Here is a 24003-nt window from a genome sequence, read left to right as displayed (position 1 = left end):
TTCCATTGATTCGGAAATCTTCCGCCCATACGGACATTTCCCATTATGTTTAGCCAAAGTTTATATAATTTCTAAGCTGATTTTTCATAAGAAAAGGAGCATCGTTAACTACTTATGAAAGAAGCAATTTTACGACACTCCTTTACTTTTGGCGCATAATTACTTTACTACCCTATCTTTGAAAGATCATCTTTTAATATAATGCCATATTTCTTAATTTTTTCATAAAGGGTGGATTTACTTATATCCAAGAGCTTTGCAGCTTTAATGGTATTCCCTTCCGTTGCAATTAGAGCCTTTTCCAGCTGCATATGCTCAATTTCTTCTAAACTATTTTTTAAAGAAACAAACTGTGTAAAATCATGCTTTCTATTCATGTTTTTACTGAAAATTTCCAGCGGAAGATGAACAGGCTTAAGTAAGCTGCTTTCGCCCATAAAATTTAATGCCCGCTCTAAAATATTTTCCAGTTCCCTTACATTTCCAGGCCAACAATGTCCATTGACCAATATATCCAAAGCCTCAGGGCTAATTTGCTTTTTAGAAAACCCCGGTTTATTGGCTAATTTCAACAATAAATATTCTACCAACAAAGGAATATCTTCTCGCCTTTCCCTTAATGGAACGATATTTAAGGGCACAACGTTCAGTCTATAAAAAAGATCTTGCCTAAACTCACCTTTCTTAACTAATTCCTCTAAGTTTTGGTTAGTGGCGGCTATTATCCTAACATCCACAGGTATAGAATTTCCGGACCCCAGTCTTTCAATTTCTCTTTCTTGCAGCACCCTTAATATTTTAGCTTGCATACCAAGAGGCATGTCGCCAATTTCGTCTAAAAAAATGGTTCCGCCTTGGGCTAATTCAAATTTACCCATGCTCCCCCCTTTTTTAGCACCAGTAAAAGCACCTGTGTCATAGCCAAACAGTTCGGACTCCAGCAGTGTCTCTGGTAAAGCGGCACAATTAACTTTGATAAAAGGGCCCATTCTCCTGTAGCTGGCATTATGAAGAGCATGGGCAAATAATTCCTTTCCCGTGCCACTTTCACCTTGAATTAAAACCGTTGAGTTAGTGCGTCCTGCTTTTAAAAGTAATTCTTTAAGTCTTATTATTTTGGCATTCATGCCGACAATGCTATCAATGGTATATTTTGTCCCTTGTCGCTTATCAAACTCACTTTTATAATATTGCAGTTCTAATTTTAGTTGATCCATATTTTTAGCCAGATTCTTAAACTCAACAACATCTCGAAAGAGCACCTGACAAAATGCGCCAATAAGTTTATTGCCTTTTCTAATCGGAACTCGATTACAAACAATATCATGGTTATTAATTCTCTGCACCTGTAAAAGTTCCGCCTTTCCCGTTTCCAATACAATTTGCATACGGGTATTTTCTATTACATCCCCAACAAATTTCCCAATAGTTTTTTGGGGATCCCTGCCTAAGAATTCTCCATAAGCCTGATTCATCATGATAATAAAGCCCTTTTCATTAACAACCATGATACCTTCATAAGGGTTATTTACAATTGTTTCCAAAATGTATTTATATTCTGTCACATCGAGCACTTCACCTGAATAATCATTTTCCTGCTTTAAGAGAGTTCTAAGCAAATCTGTTTTATAAAGTAACCCTGCCGGATGATCAGCATCATCCACAACCGGAATAATGTCATTGCTATCATGTATAACTTCATCAACAAATTGCCCGATTCGGGCAGGACTTACTTCGGTCATTGCACTGCCTACAGGTAAAAGAAAGTATTCTGGTGAAGTTATCACTTTAATCAATTCTTTTCCCCCAAAAATTCCGGCTACTTCACCTTTCCTATTTAGAACAATCGCACATGCTGACTCCAAAGCAGTTAATCTTTTACAAACTTCCTGGATTTGATTGTCTTCAGAAAGGACCACGGGATTGATTCGCATAACATCTTGTACTAACATTATAAAACCCCCTTTCAAACAAAATTTACATTTATTACATAATATATTTCAAAATAATATCATGGCGCTAGAAAACATTTATTACTTAAATTTCCATCTGCATCGAATGCCAAATCAAATCTATTTTCACTTAAACAAACATCAGATAAGTTAGTAATATCTCTATATATTTCCTCAGATACAATTAGATTACCCAGCTCTAGTGTACTGCGGATAATAACGATCCGTGCCTTTTGATAATCTAGCCTCTCTATTGATTTTAAGGCTACTTCAATAGCATCCTTATCGCTTTCTAATACTACAGGCAATTTACCCCTATCGAGCACCCCTGCCGATACAACATTTGCATAGGTTGCATTGAAATTTATCTTATTTGCTAATCTGCGCGGAACTATATCGGCCAGCCCCATTCCAAGTGCATTTCCATGAGAGGCATCCGTTAAATCCAATGCTACAATTCTCTTAATTCTTGGCGTATCAACATCATTTAATAAAGGGCTGGTAACTCTTCCCAGAATATTCACATCCATACCGGTTCCACTGATATTTTTGCCCATTTCTTTCACAACAAGCAGATCAATATCATCCACAGGTAAAGATGGCATTAAACTTTTGGCCTTTTTCAGGAGACATGCATCTGTAGATTCAAAGTTTTGGTTAGCAATAGCTACAATTCTCGCCGTGCGGTCGTATGCATTTTCTACGATTCCTATCCCTAATCTGATAGGTGCCTTTGCTAATGCCACCCGCGCAGCTTTGACAATAGTAGGGTATAATCCATAGTTATGCATTTCAATGCATCCCTTATGTTTGCCCAGGCCTACCGCAATCATTTTCATTAAGCCGCTTTCATTCTCAGCTTTAAATCTTGTATGGGGCTTGATCCTGTTAACTACTACAATGCCATCCGCTTCAAAAGCATTCTTATCCATGTAAACGATAGCACCATTATCTGTTTTACCGAGATCCACAACTGCCATATCTGAAATAATGGGAGCACCTACGGTCTCCGGGGAAATACCTAAACTTTCTAACACTTCTAATTGTCCCTCAGGGGTAGCCCCTCCATGGCTTCCCATCGCGGGTACGATAAAAGGTAGTGCTCCGATCAATTTTAATCTGCTTACCAAAGTATTTATGATTAAACTTAGGTTATCAATCCCTCTACTCCCGACAGTAATTGCGATTCTTTCTCCGGGGGTAAACATACTTTTAAATTCCACTTGTTGAAGCGCCTGATCTAATTCTCCAACTACGTCTGAAATTTGTTTCTGTCGAAATAATTTCTGTACAGCATAAAAAAAAGGAAATTTCATAATTAAACCTCCACACGTATCGGTTTAATAAAGACTGTCAACAAGGACTCATTGACAGTCTTTATTACATAAAGATATCTACTTTCACATAAATAAATGTATATTTCGAACGGATAAAATGGAGCCCTTTTAACAATGGAATCTTCTTTACTTGGCTAATTCATCAATCATTTTTTGTTCCTCTTGAATACGTTTCGTGAAATCTTCCCCATTCATATAAAGAGGGATGGCGTTAATCTGTTCCATCATTTGAATATACTCCGGATCTTCCCACATTTTTTTCAGATTATCATGTAAGAAATTTACTATTTCTTGGGGTGTCCCTTTTGGTGCTACTATGCCTCTGCGCGCTGAAAGGTCTAAATCCAGCCCTTGCTCTTTAGCAGTTGGGGCATCTTTTAATTCTTTAATTCTTTCCTTACTAAAGACTGCCAACACCCTTAATTGTTCCGCATTGGTATTAAATTCAGAAACCCCCAAAGGTGCAATATCCACATGGCCTCCTAGTAAAGCAGCCATCATTTTTCCTGCCCCATCATAAGGAACATGGGTTACCTCAATTTGAGCCTTATCAGCAAACATTTTCATGGCAAGCTCATTAGCACTACCGGGCCCATTATTAGCCGCTTTTGATTTGCCAGGATTGGCTTTTGCATAATCAATGTATTCCTGCATTGTTTGCCAAGGTGCCTCTTTACGTACTGCTACCAATTTGGGCTCTAATACTTGCATGATGATGGGTTCATAGCTATTTAAGGGATCATATTTCGTTTCCCGGTCAGCAGCAATTTGGATGGCACCGGGTAAATTTAGATAACCTATGGTATATCCATCCGGCTTCGCCTGAGCGATTAGCTCGTAACCTACTTGCCCCCCTGCTCCCTCCTTGTTTACAATTACCACAGGTTGACCCAGATATTTCTCTGCAAGTTTTTCAATGACACGGGCATTTAAATCAGTGCCTCCCCCGGCTGCAAAAGGCACAATAAAATCAATGGGCTTCTCGGGATAGGAAATTTTCTCCGGCTCTGCCGGTTGACTGGTGTCGTTTCCTTCTTGTGTCCCACTTGAACAAGCCGCCGTCAGAACTAAGGCGAAAACCATCAAAATCGTTAATCCAACCATACTTAACTTACGCATACCTCTTTACCTCCCTTTTATTCTTCATCACCATAGTCTACACATTAAAATCTCTAGGACTCACCTCCATCTTTTTCTCGACTTCTTTGTTTACGTAAGCGTAAGAATGTAGAAACTATTGATAGCACTGTTAGTAAGAAAAGGACAAGACTTATGGGCCGGGTAAAAAATATGCTGTAATCCCCCACAGATGATACTAGAGCACGCCTGAAAGAGCTTTCTATCATGGACCCTAAAACCAGGGCCAATACGATAGGTGCTACAGGTATATCCACTCTGCGGAAAAAATAACCAATGATACCAAAAATAAGGGCAATCCAAATAGCCACCATATTATTGGTCACAGTATAGGCGCCGATAACACAGATTACCATCACAATGGGAAGTAATATATTTTTCGGTATCAAAGTAAGCTTTCCCCACTGGCCTGCTAAGCCCAAGCCCATCATAACCATAACAATGTTTCCGATTAACAAACAGGCAAAAAGGCCATACACAATATCCGGATGCTTCGTAAATAATGAAGGACCCGGCTGCAATCCATGAATTAAAAACGCGGCAAGAATAACGGCCGCTGTACCCGAGCCAGGAATACCCAGGCTTAAAAGGGGAACAAAGGCACCGCCTACAACGGAGTTATTGGCTGCTTCCGGCGCGGCAACTCCTTCAAGAACCCCGGTACCGAATTTTTCAGGATAACGAGAGGCCCTTTTTTCCTCGTTATATGCAATGAAAGAGGCCACCGCCTTACCGGCGCCTGGAAATATGCCCAATAAGAAACCAATTATGCTTCCTCTCGTCATAGCCGGCAGGCAATGAATAGTTTCCTTGAGACTTGGAAGTTGCCCTACAGTGCGCAGTCCTCCTTTCTCTTGCTTTTCTTCTAAACTAATGAGAATCTCGCTTATGCCAAATAAACCTATTAATGCAACAATAAAAGGGATCCCATCAAATATTTCCGGCATAGAAGCATAACGGATCTGACCCGTAATTTGATCAATACCTACACTTGTTAAAAGCAGCCCAAAAAATACAGAGATAAAACCCTTCAATAGATTTTCGCCGGAAAGTGCGCCTACTACGGTAATCCCAAATAGAGCAAGCATGAAATATTCGGCAGAGTCAAAAGCTAAGGCAAATTTAGCCAGGGGCGCGGACAAAGCAACCAGGCCTATTGTGCCGATAACACCTGCAAATCCCGATGCAGTTATTGATATTCCCAGGGCTTTACCGGGGAATCCTTTTTCAGATAAAGCGTATCCATCAAAGCAAGTTGCAGCGGCTGACGCTTCACCGGGGATATTAAGTAAAATCGCTGTTACTGACCCTCCGTATTCAGCTGCACCGTATAAAGCGGTTAACATAGCCAGGCTCACAAGAGGATCCAATCCAAAGGTAAACGGGACTATAATAGCGACTCCTGTTGCCGACCCCAAACCTGGTACAATACCTACAAAATATCCCGCTATTGCGCCTACTACTATCGCAAGCAGCTGTTCCCACTGCATGGCTAAGCTTAACCCCGTCAATAAGTTTTCCAACAAACTGTCCACCTCCTAATCTCTTTATGGCAGAGGTACCAACAATAACTTGCTGAATATTAAATAGATAACTATAATGCTAAAAAAACCTCCCCAGAATAAAACCTTTTTACTATGAACTCCATAAATAAGCATCATAGCTATTGTATATATTACTGTACTAATGGCAAAGCCCATCAGGGGTAATAACAATAAATAGACAATGGTCAAGGCAATCATAATTAGAGTAACATTCGGTATCCCTAATGAAGCATATACCTTTTTTGCCTTTGGTAAAAAACTAGGTAAGTTTATGTCCTTATTTTGGGGTTTTTCTACTTTCCTCATCTTGCGATCTTTACGAATATTTAAATAAAGATCACTTACTACCAGTATCAGAAGACATACAGCCATTAACTTAGGGAAGAAGGCAGGGCCTACATCCCCTGTAACGTTATTAATATCAAAGGCGTTAGAGTTCCAGAAAAAGTAAGCACCTAGACATAACAACAGTCCGTCCACAACTTTATTCATATATAGCCCTCCCTCTGCTATTAAGCTCTTTTTTCTCCCGTTTTTCTGATCCGCTCCAAAACAAAAGGAAGTATGATAATCAGTGTCGCGATCAGCAAAATAGTTACTGTAATCGGCCTTTCTAAAAATGCCGCCGGATTTGCCAACATAATTAGTGATCTGCGAAAATTTGTCTCCAGCATGGGCCCCAGAACAATTCCCAACACCAATGGTGCCCCTTTATAGCCAAAATACTGCATTAGGAAACCAATAATACCAAACACAACAACTATCCACATCTCAAACATTCTATTCGAAAGACTAAAGGCCCCTATTAAGCAAAGGGAGATAATCAGTGTATTCAGGTAAGCAGGGCGAATTCTTAAGAGACTGGCAAATACACCCACTAATGGTAAGTTAAAAATCAACAATAAGACATTGCCAATATACATGCTTGCTACCAAGCCCCAAAAAATATCCGCATGCTGGGTAAATAGCAATGGTCCCGGAATAATGCCTTGCAACATCAGGCCGCTTAATAGAATGGCGGTGGGTGGTGCAAAAGGTATGCCCAAAACCAAGAGAGGAATGAGTGCTCCGGTACTTGTGGCATTGTTGGCTGATTCAGGTCCCGCTATACCTTCAATGGCACCTTGTCCAAAATTACCATGCTTAGATAATCGTTTTTCCGCAGCGTATGAAACCATCGTCGATATAACTGCTGATGGTCCCGGGATTAATCCAATTAAAAAGCCTAAAATACTACCTCGGAATACAGGGGCAACACTACGCGAAATTTCTTCTCGATTGGGATATAAATCCCTAAGGCGGATTGAGGCAGGCTTAATCTCTTCCTCGTTACCTACCAATGACCATAATATCTCGGCAATGCCGAATATACCCATCACAACAGGAATAAATTCGATGCCATCCATGGCAGTTGTTGACCCGAAGGTAAACCGAACAACCCCTGAAATATTATCAAATCCAACGGTTCCTACCATCAACCCTACCAGGATCATTAAGCCCGATTTAAGTGTAGACCCCCCGCTGATCGTAGAAAGAATCACAAAACCAAGGACCATGATACTAAAAATTTCAGGAGGGCCAAAACTTAATGCGGCCTTGGCTAAAGGCGGGCCGAGAAAAATCAAGCCAAAAATCGATACCGTACCGGCTATAAACGAACCTACGGCAGCGATGGTTAAAGCGGCCCCGCCACGGCCTTTCTTCGCCATCTGGTAACCTTCTATTGCCGTCATCACGCTAGACGCCTCACCAGGCAAATTCAACAAAATACTTGTCGTTGAGCCGCCGTATTGGGCGCCATAATAGATACCTGCCAGCATGATCAAAGCTGAGGTCGGATCCAGGGAAAAGGTAAAAGGAAGCATCAAAGCCATCGTGCCACTTGGGCCTATACCAGGTAATATACCAACCAGTGTGCCCATAAGAACTCCTGCGAAGCAGGCCAAAAGTGGGGTAAGATGCATCACATTAACAAACCCCGCCCATAAAGATTCAAGCATTATTTCACCTCCCCTTAGATTCCAAAAGTTGGGACCGGAATTTTAAGCATCATGCCAAAGAGCCAATACAGTAATCCTCCAAGGGCTAATGAAATAACCAAAGGGACCAACCATCCTTTGCCGCCTAATACGCGAATTAAATAAAAATTCAATATAACTGTTGCAAGAAAAAATCCAATTAAAGGCATCACGAAAGTATAAATTAATAAGCCGATGCAGGTGAGCCAAAAGGCTTTGTTTAGATGAAATTTGTGCGCCTCTTTAGCAGCCCTTTCTTTTATGGCTCTTTGTTTTTTAACACTCAAAAACAACAAAACCGCGGACAATAGCATTAATAAAATCCCAATAAGAAGGGGGAAGGCACCGGAACCCGGCGCATAGATAATATCCCCAATTTTATATTGCAGGGAATACACACTATAAATTGCGCCGAGTGCCAAAAGTGCTATTGATGATACGATATCTTTGTTCATATGCATCGTTTATAAACCCACTTTCAAAGACTTAAGATTAAACTATTTCTTCTCCTGTTTTGCCTTTACAGCTTCAACAATAGGTTTATAGATCACAACATGATCCTGTACTAATTTAGTTAAATCATCACCAGTCATATACTGAACCGTTACACCCGCATCCTTCATCTGTTTCTGAAAGTCTTCTGTTTCCATTGCCTTCTTAAATGCATTTGTCAGAATATCCGCGACGTCTTGAGGCATATCTTTGGGGCCCATCAAACCCCGGACAGAAGTATGGGCCATATCCCAGCCTAGGTCTTTGGCACACGGTACATCAGGAAGCTCCGGAGAACGTGAATTTTCCAGAACGACGAGGACTTTCATCTGACCTGACTTTACATTAGATAAAACTTCACCAACCGCAGGACAAGAAGCTTCTACATGTTTTCCCAGTACGGCACTTATCGCACTTGCTGCGCCTTCAAAAGGAACATCAATAATATCTAAGCCATTTTTCTCACCGAAATCAAGGGCGGCATATTGGGCATGGGTACCAACTCCGCCGTGACCTATGCGCAATTTTCCCGGGTTATCCTTGCCATATTTGATCAGGTCCTCAATCGTTTGAAATTTACTATCCGCTGCTACCGCAATAACGCGGGGATCAGAAGCCAGTCCCAATAATATTTTAAAGTCGTCCAGTTTATAAGTTGTTTCTCGGTCTAGTGTATTCAGCCCAATAGTTGGGGTGGCAATCATGCCGATTGTGTAACCATCCGGCTCGGCTTTGGCAATTTGCGTGAAGCCAATCTCAGCACCGGCACCTGGAACATTAACGACATTAACCGGTTGCCCTAAGTCTTTCTCTGCTATAGCGGCAATAGACCTGGCTACAATATCGTTACCGCCGCCAGCCCCCCAAGAGACAACTAATGTAATTGGTTTAGTCGGGAACTCGGGAGCTGGCGCTTGAGCTTCCGGCTGCTGCTCTGCTTCATTTTCCAATTTCTCAGACGAGCCACATCCGGCAACCAATACCATCAAAGCAATTAATGTCAGTAACCCTATAAAATTAAACAGGAAATTCCTTTTATTTCTGAACATTACTTTACCCCCCAATTATTATTAATCCATCGAGCATAAAAGCAACATTTTACATATTCTCCCTTTGCACGTTTTTTTTGATAGAGAAATACAGTATACAGTCTTTTCTACTAAACCGCCTGAATCAAATCAATTTATCTCTTTATAAAATCATGCACCATCTCCTTAACCATTTTAAAATTTTATAATTTGTTTTGCCTAACCCGTTTCATTTAAGCAGGTTAGACTGGTTACTCATGATACTATGCAATTTGCGTGCCAGATAACAATCCGCTGGCCCTGAAGCCTCTATTCCAGTAATACCAACATATTTCCGCACATACCTTACTAAAAATATTTGCCGGCGATTCCATATATTCGGAACCCTCCGGTTTGTCGGAATTTTCTATGTTATGATAAATTCTGATTTTTCCAGCCGATGTCATCCGCTGCCAAAAGAGCATTAGTCCATCATATCAACCCCAATAATTATTCAAATTAATGATCGGGTTTTTATTATCAATAATTCCCAGGGCAATTGCTTTATTGACCACATAGTCAAACATCTCCTGCCCCATTAATTCCGGTGGGCAGTAAATAGGATACACGCCCCAATAATTCGAAAGATAATTTGCCTCATTTGAGGATTTGGTGCCTACTAAAAGAGGAGCTGTGTAATGCATTTTTGCTAATTTCACCACCGGCTCCAAAGTATCGGTACACAAAACCAGACTCTCTTTCCCCTGAACATATGTAAAATTTGCATCTATGTTTCGATAAAAACTATCTGAGGCCGTATGATGAGTGAGGATCACCTTTTCTACACTTTCGATAATAGTTGCCAAGGTACGAACGCTTTCCACCGGGTAATCACCAATTGCCGTCTCATCGGAAAACGAGATCGCGTCGATTCCTTCAAATATAAGTGCCGTAACATCATTCACTTCTGCTCTCGTAGGCCATAAATTTTTTCTAAGATTTTGTAATATTCCGGAACCAGCCATCACAAATTTACCGGCGATGTTACATCGCCTAATGATTTCTTTTTGAATCAGCCCTAGTTCCTCCAGGGGGCGCTCGACAGCCAGATCTCCTCGCGCAATACTGATGCCGTCGGAGGCTTTTATAATTTCATCCAGATTTTTTAATGAATTGTATTGTTCAATTTTCGCAATAACAGGTACCTGGGAACTTTGCTCGCGAATAATTTCTTTTAGGCGATAAATGTCATCAGCACTTTGTACAAAAGACATGGAAACACAGTCAACTTTTTGCCTGATCCCAAAATCCAAGTCACTTAAATCCTTTTTAGTTAAACCCTTAAAATCAATGAAAGTACCCGGCGCACTTACACCCTTTTGGGGTTTAAGCGCCCCGCCAATAATGACTTTACAATCAACACTTTCTCTTTCCTTATGTATAACCTCAAGCTTTAATTCGTTATCGCCTATGACCACTGTAGCTCCCGGCTGCAAAGCCTCCATAAACTCTTTTTGAGCTACACCGGCACATTCCTGATCACCGATGATATTTCCCAGAGCAAGTTTGAAGGCTTGGCCTCTCCGTAAAACCACTTCCTCTTGCGCTAATTCCCCAATTCTTATTTTAGGCCCCTGCAGATCCTGCCGGATACAAATAGGTTTAGCAAGCTTTTCACTAACTTTGCGGATTTTCCAAATTAATTCTTCCGCTTTTTCAAAACTGGTATGAGAAAAATTAATTCGACAGCCACTGATCCCCGTTGATATTAATTCAGTTAATACTTTTTCGGAAAATGATGCCGGCCCTATCGTCGCAAGTATTTTTGTATGTCTCATTTTTCCTCCTTTAATTAAGAGATTAAGTGTTTTCGTTTACAGCGGCCAGGAGTTCTTCACACCGGCAAAAATTGTTTTTACCGCGCGTAAATTGACTTGATCAAGAAAATCTTGCACCAGCTTGAGGCGCCGCATACCTCTATTCTTACTGTCAAAGGATGAAAAAGGCAGTCTCCCATAGAGTAGTCTAGGCCGATTTATTTGTTCACCTGCATTGAGAAAAAATTGGAATAGGGTTTGATAGGAGGATATGGTTTGGATATCAGCACTTGTCCTTTGACTTTCAATTTTAGGAAAAACAATTGTAACTTCAGGATTAATAATTTTATTTTCTTCCACCTGTAATGGTTGAAAATCTAAAGCTACTTTTGTATCCCATACATTTTTTGTATCCGTAATAATTTCTTTGCCCCAGATTGCTTCATACTCGGGAAAATCATATATTAAATTTCCCACTCTCACATTGTCAAAAAGAGATCCTTTATAGAAAATAATGCTATCCCCCGCAGTTTTAAAATGCGTATATTCTGTCGTTAAGACCTTATAACCTTTGCGCAGGCAGGCTTCCAATAATAGGATCGTCTTACCTGCGCCCGGCCCGCCGATCGCTAAAAGCAGATGATTGTCTTTTTCAGAATACATGCTTGTAGCATGCAAGCTACAAATGCCATGATGATCCTCCAGGGTGGTCACCATAATTTTAGTCAGTAAGCCGCCACAACCATAAACAGTATAGCGGCGATCCGGCGGATTCTTTTCTAACTCAAGCAAGGGACCGGCAATGACATATTCGTTTTCATGGTATAATAAACGAAGGTCAGAGTTAGGGCCGCTTTCATTTAGTACATATAATACCGCATCCGGTTTCCCGGCAGGGTCAACTATTTGACTTACTCCTAAGCCATTAACGCTGCGCCACTTTTCAGGCTGCCGTTTCTGCACTTCAGGATCCATATACATATCAGGATAAATCAATTCAGTACAGTTTGAATGAACAGCAATATTGGCCTCAACAAATTTCCTCGTCTGCGCGTAAAGAGTTTTATGATTTGAATTATCTGTAAAATAAGACATATTTCTATACCCCTTTTAATTTGTTTATATTACAGCAAGTTATTAACTATTTTATGCAAGGTATCCCCTCTCAAGCCACGGCGCAATCCCTCTAAAGCAATCACTTCAAAATACCTAACATTAGCCAAATTCACATTGTTGCCAAAATAACTTATAAAAAACTCTTGTCCATCTTTTGTTGGTGCTTCCCAGGTGAGATTTTGGGGATCAATACCTGCAGCTAACATCGCTTCTACATCATCAGCCTTCACTTTTCCATCTTTATCATAAATCCCGATCCCTTTTGCGGATCCTCTTGACTCCACTGTTACCGAAGAAACACCCAACTCTAAATCCCTCTTGATTTGTCTAATCGCTTCTTGTATCTCCAACTGTTCTGATATATGTTTCTTGCCAACTTCTGAAATAACCTCAAACCCAGCTTCTAAAGCCTTCGTTATTACACTTGTCCTAACCTTATCATCCATTTTTATTGTTCCGTCAGATATTTCAATGGTTGTAAATCCCATTGCCTTTGCTTTTTCTAAAAACGGCTCAAATACTCCCTGGTAAATAGCAATCTCAGCACAAGTCCCACCTGGATTAACGTCGATACCGAATTCTTTGTATAACTTAATTTTTTCTCTTAAGTAATCTTTAGAGTAAATAACGGTAGTGCCGAAAGCCAATTTAGCCCGGTCTATGTACTGCCCGCAATTTTCCAAAAAGTCCTTTATCTCCCCCAACCCATATCCTAGGTCAGATATGATTGTCTTTCCTTGCCGTCTGGGCTTTTCAGCATTTCTGCCTGTATAAGGATCTGTAATAATACCTTCCCAAGCCATTTTACCTACTCCGTTCCACATAAATATCTCCTCCAATTTAGTTATTAAATTAACTGGGATTCGGCCCAGATTATTCCTTCAATGGCATGTCTGCATCACGTTTTTCAAGATATACGCATATTTCCTTTTTTACCCGATTAATATGCTTTTTCATGGCCATCTCAGCTTGATTTAAGTCACCATTTTTTAAAGCATTTAATATTTCCTTATGTTCAATGATGGCTTCTCTATTATCTAGTCCCTTGTTTTCTTTCCTTGTTTTCATGATGGGTGACCTGACCATAATTAAGTAATCATTAATACTATCCAAAAATTTTTTTAGCCATTTATTACCTGATTTATCAACTAAATAATTATGAAATCGGTTATTTACTTCTGATATTTCTCTAAAATCTAAATCAGAATAAACATTTTCGTATTCATTTAAAATTTCTTCAAGTTTTTCATAGTCTTCTTTGGTAAACTTACGATACGCATGTCTGATCACAGTGATCTCTAAAATTTCCCGCATTTCAAAAATGTTATCAATATCCTCTATGGAAAAATCAATAACTGTTGAACCTTGATACGAGTTGCCTAAAACAAGGCCTTCCTTCCGAAGCATGTTTAACGCTTCTCGTATCGGGGTTTGGCTAACTCCTAAAAGAGAGGCCAATTCAGTTTCATTTAATTTAACACCTAATTTTGTCTGTGGTATCTCTTGGAAAATGATCGCTCCCTTTAAAAACTCATAAACTTGATCTGATAGTGTTTTCCTACCTATTTGTGGGGGGTTTATTTTTTTTAGTTCCATATTTTCGCCTACTTATCTATTTTATTTTGACTTTACCGAATGATTCTATATTCTATATAATATATTCTATATAATATAGAATTATCCTCTTTTCAAAATGGAACAATTTATTTTTTTGTCGAAAAATAAGTAACCCTTTTTATCAAGGTGCAGGGAAAAATCAAAACCCGGTACAATTCACTGCATCGTACCGGGAATTTGCTTGATTATATTCCATGGGCCTCATTAACTCCTGATCAGATTATCTGCCCAATCAAATCTTGGATTCTGTATATCTCCAACCACTTCTAATTTTGCATTTCCTATTATTTCTGGCAGTAAGCTTTCAGAACAGTACATTTCATCCAAAAATAAGGTATTTTTAATCCAGCAAGTTTTTGCCCGTTCGGGTTTAGCAAGGTGTAAAGTTCTTAATGCCGATTCTATCAATTTCTTATCTGAGTCCAGAGTTACAGGAATCATCCCTCTTAAAACAAAACCAGTCGTTAAGCAATTCAAATAAGTAGCTTGGTAATCAATTTTATGCACTAATCGTTGCGTAGTAAAATCGGCCAGACCTATCCCATTCGCATTTCCGTGGGAAGCATGAGATAAATCCAAGATACCAATTCTTTTAATTTTAGGTTTCTTCGGCTCCTCTACATCATGAATTCTCCATCTTCCAATTACATTGGTGTCCACGCCAGTACCACTATAATTTTTTCCCATTTCATCAATCAGTAAAAGATCTAAAGTATCAAAAGGAATTCTCGGCATTAACTCTTTGGCATATTTGAGCAATCTTTCTTCTGCCGCTTCAAATTGAGCCGGATAAAGGCCTTCAATAACTGCTGTTTCTTCATATCCATTCTCTACAATCGCCAACCCTGCGATCACATTTACTTTTTCCCTCACTATTCTGGAAAGTTCTAGAATAATACTGCCGATTTCTTCTGTACCACGGGAATGAATAGCATCTGCCCCTGGAGTCCTGCCAAGCCCTATGGCCAGCATTTTCAGCAGACCGGATTCTCTGGGAGCTCTAAAGGCAGTGTGCGCTTTTACTCTGTTCACAACGATTAAGCCATCGGCCGTAATAGCCTCTTTGGCACAATACACGGGAAGATGGTGGGTTGATGTATTACCGATCAGTTCAATGTCGCATGATGCCATAACGGGGCATCCTATTAGGTCCTCAGTAACGCCCAAATGTGCCAATACTTCCCTTTGACCTGCCGTTGTCCCTCCCCCATGACTGCCCATAGCAGAAATAATGATGGGCCGGCCACCCTCTTTTCTGACATAATCCGCTAATTCCTTGTATATTAAGTTTATATTGGCAATACCTCTGCTGCCGCCGGTTATGGCAATTAATTTCCCGTCATTTACCTTGTTCCGTATATTTAATTTGTTAAGCTCTTCAGTGACTTTACCAATGGGGTCAGCTAATTTGGGTCTAGGCAGCTGCTGGCGGATTTTAACAATCCTTGGTAACTCCACCTCTAACACCTCACTCTACTATTAACCCATTCCAATTCTTGAACCAATCTGGCATATGCATTATCCAAATGCTTTCTAGTTTCCCTTCTAGCCAACTCAGGCTCTTTCTTTTCAATATATTTAAGTATCTCTTCATGTTCGCTTAATACAACCACTCTCGGCCCTAACCGTTGTTGTAGTATCTCATGAGTAGAAGAAAGCCCCTCATAAAAGCTATTGGCAATCGTGTTATAGACCTTGATGAAAGTATTATTATTGGTCGCCTCTACAATCGCAAAATGGAATTCAAAGTCCTCAGAAACCAACATCTTTCCTTCAGACAGGGCTTTTCTTGTTTGCGCCAGTACCTCTTTAAGTTTGCTAATTTGTTCATCAGAAGCTCTAACAGCAGCCAAACTTGCAGCTTCCGTTTCAATACCTCTCCGCAGCTCAAATAGATCTAATAAATTGTCTTTTTGAGCAATCAATTCCCGTGCAATAGGTTTAATAATTACGTCATCATTAATATTTTTTAAATACGTCCCGGAACCATGTTTAACTTCAACAACACCGGAAGCCTGCAGTGCGGAAAGTGCTTCTCTTATGGCCATTCTGCTGACACCAAACATAGCCGATAATTCCTTTTCGGTTGGAAATTTTTCGCCTTCTTCAATTTCCTTTTGCTTTATCATCTCTAATATTTTCTCTACTACTTCCTCGTATAGCTTATTTCGCTTAATTAGCATGCACTTTTCCTCCTGTATTGGTATCATTCTTTAATATACCGTGATTATTAATGTCATTTAGATCTTATAATGTCATCATATAAGTTATTGTATTTTTTCTTTTTTTAATACTACAACATATGGTCAAATAATTAAAGTGATTCACACACAGAAGGCATATTTATTGTAGTCCGTTCCATCCCTTTGCCATTATATTGCTCCGATAATACTACTTCCCATATATTTTATGAATCATGCTGGTAATATCCGGGATACGTTCCGCAACCATAACTCCAGCTTCCCGTAATGCCTTGGTTTTTGATTCTACCGTTCCTTGATGGCCAGTAATTATGGCCCCCGCATGACCCATCCTTTTCCCCGCAGGAGCATTTTTCCCGGCAATAAATGCAATCACCGGTTTTTTCATAGTTTTAGCAAAAGCAGCGGCATCTTCCTCAAAGCTTCCCCCAATTTCGCCTACTAAGACTACCATGTCTGTCTCAGGGTCTTCTTCAAATTCTTTTAAAAGAAAAGAGGCATCGGTTCCCCGAATTTGGTCACCACCAATACCAATCATGGTGCTTTCACCATAACCCGCTTCGTTAATATAACCCGCTACTTCATAGGATAATGTGCCACTTCTAGAGATAAGACCGATACCGCCTTTGTTAAACATATTAGCCGGCATGATGCCCAATTTGCCAATACCCGGACTGATAATGCCCGGTGTATTAGGTCCGATTAAGATTACCCCCTTTTCTTGCGCTTTCGCTCTCATGAGTAATGTATCATTTACCGGAATATGCTCAGGAACACATACGATTAATTTAATACCTGCGTCAACGGCCTCTAATACGGCATCTTTTGCAAAAGGAGCCGGGACAAACAGCACCGCAGCGTTTGCCCCATATTTTTCAACCGTCTCTGCCACATCATCACAAACAGGGATTTCCTCAATTTTAATGCCGCCTTTTCCGGGGGTCACGCCAGCCACAATATTGGTACCATACTTTTTCATCCACATTGCCTGCACACTTCCAATTTTCCCCGAAATGCCCTGAATAACCGCCCTAGTATCTTTTGTTAAAAGAATACTCATCTTTCTATTCCCTCCAGTAGACCCTTTAATACCCTAATCACATCTTCGGAACGATGATTTTTGACAACCGGGATTCCTGCGCTTTCTAGTATCCTCCAGCATTCTTCCTGCTGATTACCAAGCGCTTTCACGACGATAAAAATTTTCCTGTTAAAACTTTCCTTTGCGCTTACGATTCCTTTCGCCGCTTCTATCAGCGGATTTACACCACCATATAAGCTAACTATTACCGCTCTGATATTTTCGTCTCGAACAACCAGGTTTAATGCGCTATGGATTAATTCTTTGGTTATTCCCCCGCCTGTTTCCAAAAAATTAGCTGCTCTTAGATCCGCCGCATTAACTAAGTCAATGGTTTCCATGGCTAATCCGGCGCCACTGGCAATAATACCAATATCTCCGTCTAGCTTAACGTAAGTAACGCCAATATCTTCTGCTTCTTTTTCGGCTTCGGTTTTATATGTATTTTCATTAAACACCTGAAGTCTTTTTTGTCTAAACAGCCCACTGTTATCAATTTCTATTTTGCTGTCTGCGGCAGAGATTTCCCCATTTTTTAATATCACAAGGGGATTAATTTCAACAAGCACCAAATCATTCTTCCCGAAGTTATCGTAAAGCTTTGCGGCAAGGGCGGATATTTGGGTTAGTTCTTGGCCGTGCAAACCAAACTTCCTTAATTCCTTTCGAAAAAAATATTCCTTATATTCTTGTGCAGGGTCTAGATTAATCTTCAAAACCATTTCTGGTCTTTTTGCGGCTATTTCTTCTATGTCAACCCCGCCTTCCTGGGAAAATATAAAAGTCAGCCCGCCCATTTGAGGATTTAAAGCAAAACTAATATACATTTCTTTTTCAATTTCTAAAGATTCTTCCACGACAAATTTTTCCACGGAAAAACTCTTAAACTCTTTACCTAACCATTTGTCTACAAATAAATGAATATCATCATCCTCTTTCAGTACTTTTACCCCACCGGCCTTGCCCCTGCCGCCAACAGGCACCTGAATTTTAATGACAGCTTTTTCATCTAATTCATGAAAGACCCGGACAGCTTCTTCCTTGTTATTTACCACCTTTCCCTTCGGTTCCCGGATATTCCAACTCGAAAGCACTTCTTTGCCTTGATATTCGAGGAGTTTCATTTGCTAATTCACCATCTTTCCCAGTTCAAATCCTTTATCCAGGGCATCTTTATTTAATTTTTCACTGCCCTTGGGTACTCTGGACAGCAATGCTTTTTCAAGCGCCTCTTTACTAACAATTTTGGTAATTTGAGCCAAGGCGCCTAAGGTCACCATATTCGCAACAAGCTCATTGCCCAATTCATGGGCTGCTGTTTCAATAATGGGAAGAGCGTAGACTTTTACATTTTCACCTGCTTTTATTTCTCCCACACAGGTATCAATCAGTACGATACTATCCTGTCTTAAATGATGGGCAAACTTTCTTGCCGCTTCTTTCGTCAAAGCAACAAGGATATCAGGTTCTTCAATTTCCGGATAGTGAATCATTTTATCACTGATAATTACCTCAGATTTGCAGGCCCCTCCCCTGGCTTCCGGACCATACGACTGATTATGGGTCGCATTTTTACCGTCATATATCGCAGCTGCTTCCGCCAAAATAAGGCCACCCAAAATAATTCCTTGACCGCCAAAGCCGCTAAGGACTATTTCTTTTCTCTCCACATTATTCACCCCTTTTTTGTGCTTTTGCTTTTAAAGCATTGTATCTTTCAATATATTCAGATTTTTCCTTCACAACAAACTCACCAATGAAGAACTTTCCGGCAAGCTGTTCCTCACTATAATTAGAGGCCGCTTTTATATTTATCGCATTTTCCTTTTGCCATTTCAGCATTTCCGTAGGTGTTTTCATTTTATTGCGGCGTCCAAATCCGACAGGGCACTGACTTATCGCTTCAACAAAAGAGAAACCCCGGTGTTCTATCGCCTTCATGATGAGTTTTTCTAAAAGCGTAACATGGTAGGCAGTTGCCCTGGCCACATAAGTTGCGCCGGCTGCTTCTACTAATTTGCATACATCAAAGGAATCCTCTACCGTGCCGTAAGGCGCAGTAGTTGCATAGCTTCCCAGCGGTGTTAAAGGGGAGTACTGACCGCCTGTCATGCCATAGATACTGTTATTAATCAAAATGGTGGTGATATCAATATTTCTTCTTGCCGTCTGGATGAGGTGATTGCCGCCAATACCGGCGCCGTCGCCATCTCCGGTAATAACTATTACTTTCATTTCCGGTCTTGCCAGCTTAAACCCGGTGGCAAACCCCAACGCTCTGCCATGTGTAGTTTGGAAGGTATTAAAATCAAGAATTGCGTTTGTTCTTGCGGAACAGCCAATACCGGTAATCACCATCACATTGTTCCGGTCATAGCCTAAATTTCCGATCGCTCTTACTAATGCTCCGTCTATGATACCGGTACCGCAGCCCGGACACCAAATATGAGGCATTTTATCAATGCGCAGATAGTCCTGAGTATGGATAGCCATTTATATCACCTCTTTGACAATACTTATAATTTCATTCGGCGTGATCATTCTTCCATCAAATTTATTTAAAGGTATTATCCTGGTTTCTTTACAGGCAGCCTTTTCCACTTCACCCACTATTTGTCCCATATTCATTTCTGGTACGATGATGGCTTTAACCTTGCTGGCAAACTTCTCTATGATTTCCCTGGGAAAAGGCCATAATGTTTGGGTTTTCATAAGCCCTAATTTAATACCGCTTTCCCGGGCAATTTCCACGGCACTATAAGCGGACCGAGCGGTACACCCGTAAGCAAAGATAGCAATTTCCGCGTCATCCATCATGATTTCTTCCGTTATGATAATTTCCGCCCGTCTTTTCTCTACCTTATCATGCAATCTGCGTAACAGTGTTTCCGCTACTTTGTGGTTATTCGTTGCCGGTGCTCCAGATTCATCATGATTATTGCTGGTCATATGGTATCTGTAACCTGTCCCATAATCGGCAAATGGCGGGACACCATCGGCGTCGGCTCTGAAGGGCAAAAACACATCAGGTTGAGCTGTCGTTTTTTTTCTATTAATGATCTCAATATCGGCCGGGTCGGGTAGTTCTACTTTTTCCCTTAAGTGGGCTACCACCGCATCAGAAAGGATAAGCACCGGTGTTCTCAGTATCTCAGAAAAGTTAAATGCCTTGATCGTAAGATTGTAAAACTCATATACTGTAGAAGGGGTAAGAACCACAATGGGGTGATCACCATGGGTCCCCCATCTGGCCTGCATCACATCCATCTGCGCCGGCAGGGTAGGCAAACCCGTACTGGGGCCTCCTCTTTGCACATTAACAACGACACATGGAATTTCCACCATCGCAGCGTAACCAATATTCTCCTGTTTGAGGGTAAATCCCGGGCCACTTGTGGCAGTCATGCTTTTTACCCCGCCAATTGAAGCACCTATTACCGCAGCCATGCTGGCGATCTCATCTTCCATTTGAATAAATGAACCCCCGTTTTGGGGCAGTAATTTTGCTAATGTTTCCGCTATTTCCGTAGCCGGTGTGATGGGATAACCGGCAAAAAACCGGGCACCCACAGCTATTGCTGCCTCTGCACAGGCTTCATTTCCCTGCATCATTTTTAGCTGCTTCTTACTCACCTTTAGTTCGCCTCCACTCTGATCGCATAATCCGGACATCTGTACTCACACATCATGCATCCCGTACAACTTTCCCTATCTTTAACGGCAACCTGGTTTTCTGCCGAGATATAAAGGACATTCTTGGGACAAAAATCAATGCAAACTTTACATATTTTACACCAATCTGCATTAATCTTAACTGCATAACTCATTATCACTCACTCCTCTATCTTCTTCTTTATGTTGAAAGAAAACCCCACCAATTAAAAGGTTCAATTTGTTTTCCTTATTTAACGACACGGTCGCTTACGACATTATGAATATGAAGATGACTGCCTTTTTTTATTGTTTTAGTAGCTCTGCCAATTATTTCGCCATACTTTATTACTTGATCCCCCGGTTGAAAATCAATTAATGCTACTTTATGACCAAAGGGTATCCCTTCTTCGGCATTAAATTTATATTTATTACCTGCAACTTCCAGGCAGCATTCGTCTCCCGGGGAAATATCAGAAAGTGCCGTAGCGGCATTGTCTTCTGCAGATAACGAGACTAACCTTTTCATGCTATCCATCATAAACTCACTCCCCTTTAACATTATTTTAAACTGGGCAGCTTCAAAACAATGCCAGGCGCCTCAGGCACTACCAATACCTTGGCCGTTTCTCCCATACTTTTAACTGCCGCATCGAAAGCTTCCTGCAAAGAAGAAAACATGCGAAAAGGCGGATTTGTAAAAACTTTCTGCATCGTTTCCGAAGTCACAAAATATATCTCTTGGTTTTGCAGTAATTTAGCTATTCTCGCTGTTTTATTTGTCTGTACAGTAAAAGGCATTTCCGCAATTGTATCAATGACTTTTTGTAAATCACCTGTCGATAGTTGGGTCTCGATATCCTTTTGAAACTCCTTTTGGCCGACTCCCTCTGAACACTCGGAAACCAGTATGATGATACCCCCTGGCCGTATTATGTCTTTAATTCTTGTTAAGGTTTTACCCTCTGTCTGCCAAAGGTTATTATCCCTGGGCGCACCCCCGGGCGTAGCGATCACGATGTCCGGCAATTCCGGCACCTCTATTGATAAGCATTTCTCGCAAACCTTTGCTCCTGCACGATGCGCTTTTACCACGTGACCGCAAAACGCCTGAGAAATCTTTTTATCTTCTGTGAGAATCACATTACAGATAAAATCAATTCCCGCTTTACATGCAATATCCTCAATATCTTCGCGAAAGGGATTCCCGTCAAATACTGCTATGGCAACACCCGGGCTAAGCATTTGTTTATGGTGCGCATAAATTGATTTGCTACTTGAAATCCCAGGCATCACATTTTTCCCCCCGCCCGACCAACCGGCTGCATGGTGAGGCTCTATGGTACTTATGGAAATTTTTAATTTTGCTTCAAATACGACCCGGTTTATCTCTATCGGAGTATTATTTTTCGATATCCCTATGGGAACACATTCATGTTGATAGGCATCATGAGATATCGCGTTTACTTCGTTCCTTAGTCCTCCCAGTGCTTTATCCATCTCCTCTTTTGTCATAGGTCGATGCAGCCCTGAAGCAAAAACTACGGTGACTTGCTTAGAACTAACCCCCCCCTCCTTCATTTCAGTTAAAAGATAAGGAATAATCCTTTCTGAAGGAGTAGGCCTTGTATAATCACTTGTTAAGATTACCACCTTATCCTCCGGGCTGAGTTTTGCAGCGAGATTCTTTAACGTATCCGTTCCTATTGGATTAGATAAAGCTTTCCGTATTTCTTCATCTTCATTGATCACATGGGAAGATTTCCCTGCCGGTGTCGCAATAAGCATAAGATTCCTTTCGGGAATTTCAACGGGTATTTTACCTTTACCATATGGAATTTCTATGTGCATTTTTTCCATCTCCTTAAACGCTAAATCCGATTCGGGTTACGGATACTTCAAGATCTCCGAAAATTTCAGTCTTTGAGAATTTACCATTAATAAACTTTCCTACCTCTAAATTGAGTCTCGCAGCAGCTTCTTCCAGAGTTTCTATCCCTGTCAAGGCAGGACTAAGATCTACATCAATATTGTCCGGAAGTTTTTCCATCGTAAATGGATTCGCGGTGATCTTAACCGTCGGCACAACGGGATTGCCAATGGGATTGCCCCTTCCCGTTGCAAAAAGAACGATATGGGCACCTCCTGCAACGATAGCTGTGGTATTTTCCACACCGGGAGGGGGCGCGTCCATCAGTATAAGCCCTTTCTTGGAAGGTTTATACCCGCATTGAACCAATTCCTTTATTTCTTTGCTACCTCCTTTTTTAATTGCGCCAAGAGCCTTTTCTTCTATTGTCGTTAAGCCCCCTGCAATATTATCCGGGGCAGGGTTGGTGCCCAGGATATCAATGCCAACAGACAACGCATAATCCTCATACCATTTTACGGCATCAATTATTTTTCTTCCTAATTCGGCCGTAACGGCTCTTTTTGCTAATAAGTGTTCCGCTCCCATCCATTCTACAGTCTCGGAGAGTATAACCGTAGCACCAATATCTATATATTGGTCGGATAGTAAACCGATCACTGGGTTAGCTATAATTCCGGAACTACTATCGGATCCCCCACATTCCAGACCAATTACCAACTCAGAAAGCGGGTATTCTACTTTAGACTCCTCCGTCGCCATCGCAATTAATTTTCCTGCTGCCCGAACGCCCTTATAAGTAGCCATGATCGTTCCTTCGTCTTCCAAGGCAATTACTTCTACGGGCCGACCGGTTTTTTCTATCCGTTCCGCAATGTGCCAGGCAGTTTTGGGCTCCAGACTTACCACAACAGCTGAATGGACATTGGGATGACTGCCTAATCCAGACATTATTCTTACGTGCTGTTCATAATCTTCACCAACCTGTCCGCGTCCATAGCTACAACATACTGCTACTGCACCATTTACCTGTTGCGCGATTCTCCTTACAATGGGATTTGAATTATCCATTGCCGCAATTATTGCCACATGATTTCTAATGCCAACCTCCCCGTCTTTTCTGGGATAACCCCAAAATGTCCCGCTTTGTTTTTTCATGCAAA

At 40.9% G+C, this 24003-nt stretch carries 23 protein-coding genes; all 23 read right to left on the bottom strand.

Annotated elements, in window-relative coordinates; all coding sequences use genetic code 11:
• Positions 1 to 167: 167 nt before the first annotated feature.
• Entirely contained in the window at positions 168 to 1952 is a 1785-nt protein-coding gene (locus DCMF_RS00535) for a sigma-54-dependent Fis family transcriptional regulator (protein WP_236860152.1), read from the bottom strand.
• A 59-nt stretch (positions 1953 to 2011) separates the two neighbouring features.
• Positions 2012 to 3268, bottom strand: coding sequence for a nickel pincer cofactor-dependent isomerase, group 22 (locus DCMF_RS00530; protein WP_148132622.1), 1257 nt, complete (start codon positions 3266 to 3268; stop codon positions 2012 to 2014).
• 147 nt (positions 3269 to 3415) lie between these two features.
• A complete protein-coding gene (locus tag DCMF_RS00525) occupies positions 3416 to 4408 on the bottom strand; it encodes a tripartite tricarboxylate transporter substrate binding protein (RefSeq protein WP_148132621.1) in 993 nt (330 codons plus the stop codon).
• Between the two features lie 53 nt (positions 4409 to 4461).
• Complete coding sequence (locus tag DCMF_RS00520; RefSeq protein ID WP_148132620.1) at positions 4462 to 5952, bottom strand: tripartite tricarboxylate transporter permease; 1491 nt, start codon at positions 5950 to 5952, stop codon at positions 4462 to 4464.
• 21 nt (positions 5953 to 5973) lie between these two features.
• Positions 5974 to 6462 (bottom strand): tripartite tricarboxylate transporter TctB family protein, encoded by a 489-nt coding sequence (locus tag DCMF_RS00515; protein WP_148132619.1) that lies wholly within the window; start codon positions 6460 to 6462, stop codon positions 5974 to 5976.
• Between the two features lie 20 nt (positions 6463 to 6482).
• Positions 6483 to 7970 (bottom strand): tripartite tricarboxylate transporter permease, encoded by a 1488-nt coding sequence (locus tag DCMF_RS00510; RefSeq protein WP_214658990.1) that lies wholly within the window; start codon positions 7968 to 7970, stop codon positions 6483 to 6485.
• 14 nt (positions 7971 to 7984) lie between these two features.
• Positions 7985 to 8449, bottom strand: a complete 465-nt coding sequence (locus tag DCMF_RS00505; RefSeq protein ID WP_148132618.1) for a tripartite tricarboxylate transporter TctB family protein — start codon at positions 8447 to 8449, stop codon at positions 7985 to 7987.
• A 36-nt stretch (positions 8450 to 8485) separates the two neighbouring features.
• Positions 8486 to 9529 (bottom strand): tripartite tricarboxylate transporter substrate binding protein, encoded by a 1044-nt coding sequence (locus tag DCMF_RS00500; RefSeq protein WP_148132617.1) that lies wholly within the window; start codon positions 9527 to 9529, stop codon positions 8486 to 8488.
• A gap of 455 nt (positions 9530 to 9984) precedes the next feature.
• Positions 9985 to 11325: a pyruvate kinase gene (gene pyk / locus DCMF_RS00495; RefSeq protein ID WP_148132616.1), complete on the bottom strand. Its 1341-nt coding sequence runs from the start codon at positions 11323 to 11325 to the stop codon at positions 9985 to 9987.
• Positions 11326 to 11361: 36 nt separating this feature from the next.
• The gene (locus tag DCMF_RS00490; RefSeq protein WP_148132615.1) at positions 11362 to 12399 is read right to left on the bottom strand and encodes a DEAD/DEAH box helicase family protein; all 1038 of its coding nucleotides are present in this window, start codon (positions 12397 to 12399) and stop codon (positions 11362 to 11364) included.
• A 29-nt stretch (positions 12400 to 12428) separates the two neighbouring features.
• Positions 12429 to 13244, bottom strand: a complete 816-nt coding sequence (comA, locus tag DCMF_RS00485; protein ID WP_148132614.1) for a phosphosulfolactate synthase — start codon at positions 13242 to 13244, stop codon at positions 12429 to 12431.
• 49 nt (positions 13245 to 13293) lie between these two features.
• Positions 13294 to 14016, bottom strand: coding sequence for a GntR family transcriptional regulator (locus DCMF_RS00480; protein WP_148132613.1), 723 nt, complete (start codon positions 14014 to 14016; stop codon positions 13294 to 13296).
• 225 nt (positions 14017 to 14241) lie between these two features.
• On the bottom strand, positions 14242 to 15495 hold the full coding sequence (locus DCMF_RS00475) for a nickel pincer cofactor-dependent isomerase, group 22 (protein ID WP_214658989.1): 1254 nt from the start codon (positions 15493 to 15495) through the stop codon (positions 14242 to 14244).
• Positions 15496 to 15497: 2 nt separating this feature from the next.
• Positions 15498 to 16220, bottom strand: a complete 723-nt coding sequence (locus DCMF_RS00470; RefSeq protein ID WP_214658988.1) for a FadR/GntR family transcriptional regulator — start codon at positions 16218 to 16220, stop codon at positions 15498 to 15500.
• 208 nt (positions 16221 to 16428) lie between these two features.
• Complete coding sequence (gene sucD / locus DCMF_RS00465) at positions 16429 to 17298, bottom strand: succinate--CoA ligase subunit alpha (RefSeq protein ID WP_148132610.1); 870 nt, start codon at positions 17296 to 17298, stop codon at positions 16429 to 16431.
• Positions 17295 to 18443 (bottom strand): ATP-grasp domain-containing protein, encoded by a 1149-nt coding sequence (locus DCMF_RS00460; protein WP_148132609.1) that lies wholly within the window; start codon positions 18441 to 18443, stop codon positions 17295 to 17297. Before DCMF_RS00460 ends, sucD begins: the two co-directional genes overlap by 4 nt.
• Positions 18444 to 18446: 3 nt before the next feature.
• Positions 18447 to 18989, bottom strand: a complete 543-nt coding sequence (locus tag DCMF_RS00455; protein WP_148132608.1) for a 2-oxoacid:acceptor oxidoreductase family protein — start codon at positions 18987 to 18989, stop codon at positions 18447 to 18449.
• 1 nt (position 18990) lies between these two features.
• On the bottom strand, positions 18991 to 19812 hold the full coding sequence (locus tag DCMF_RS00450; RefSeq protein ID WP_148132607.1) for a thiamine pyrophosphate-dependent enzyme: 822 nt from the start codon (positions 19810 to 19812) through the stop codon (positions 18991 to 18993).
• Positions 19813 to 20952 carry a 2-oxoacid:acceptor oxidoreductase subunit alpha gene (locus DCMF_RS00445; protein ID WP_236860151.1) on the bottom strand — a complete coding sequence of 380 codons (1140 nt, stop codon included), beginning with the start codon at positions 20950 to 20952 and terminating at the stop codon, positions 19813 to 19815.
• Positions 20953 to 20954: 2 nt separating this feature from the next.
• Positions 20955 to 21146, bottom strand: coding sequence for a 4Fe-4S dicluster domain-containing protein (locus tag DCMF_RS00440; protein ID WP_148132605.1), 192 nt, complete (start codon positions 21144 to 21146; stop codon positions 20955 to 20957).
• 74 nt (positions 21147 to 21220) lie between these two features.
• Entirely contained in the window at positions 21221 to 21511 is a 291-nt protein-coding gene (locus DCMF_RS00435; protein ID WP_214658987.1) for a UxaA family hydrolase, read from the bottom strand.
• Positions 21512 to 21531: 20 nt separating this feature from the next.
• Positions 21532 to 22821, bottom strand: a complete 1290-nt coding sequence (locus tag DCMF_RS00430) for a nickel-dependent lactate racemase family protein (RefSeq protein ID WP_214658986.1) — start codon at positions 22819 to 22821, stop codon at positions 21532 to 21534.
• Between the two features lie 13 nt (positions 22822 to 22834).
• Positions 22835 to 23998 (bottom strand): UxaA family hydrolase, encoded by a 1164-nt coding sequence (locus DCMF_RS00425; protein WP_148132603.1) that lies wholly within the window; start codon positions 23996 to 23998, stop codon positions 22835 to 22837.
• Positions 23999 to 24003: the final 5 nt, after the last annotated feature.

The organism is Candidatus Formimonas warabiya, assembly GCF_002777255.1.
Lineage (GTDB): Bacteria > Bacillota > Dehalobacteriia > Dehalobacteriales > Dehalobacteriaceae > Formimonas > Formimonas warabiya.
The sequence above is the reverse complement of the archived record's forward strand: the minus strand, read 5'-3'. Positions and strand labels throughout refer to the sequence as shown.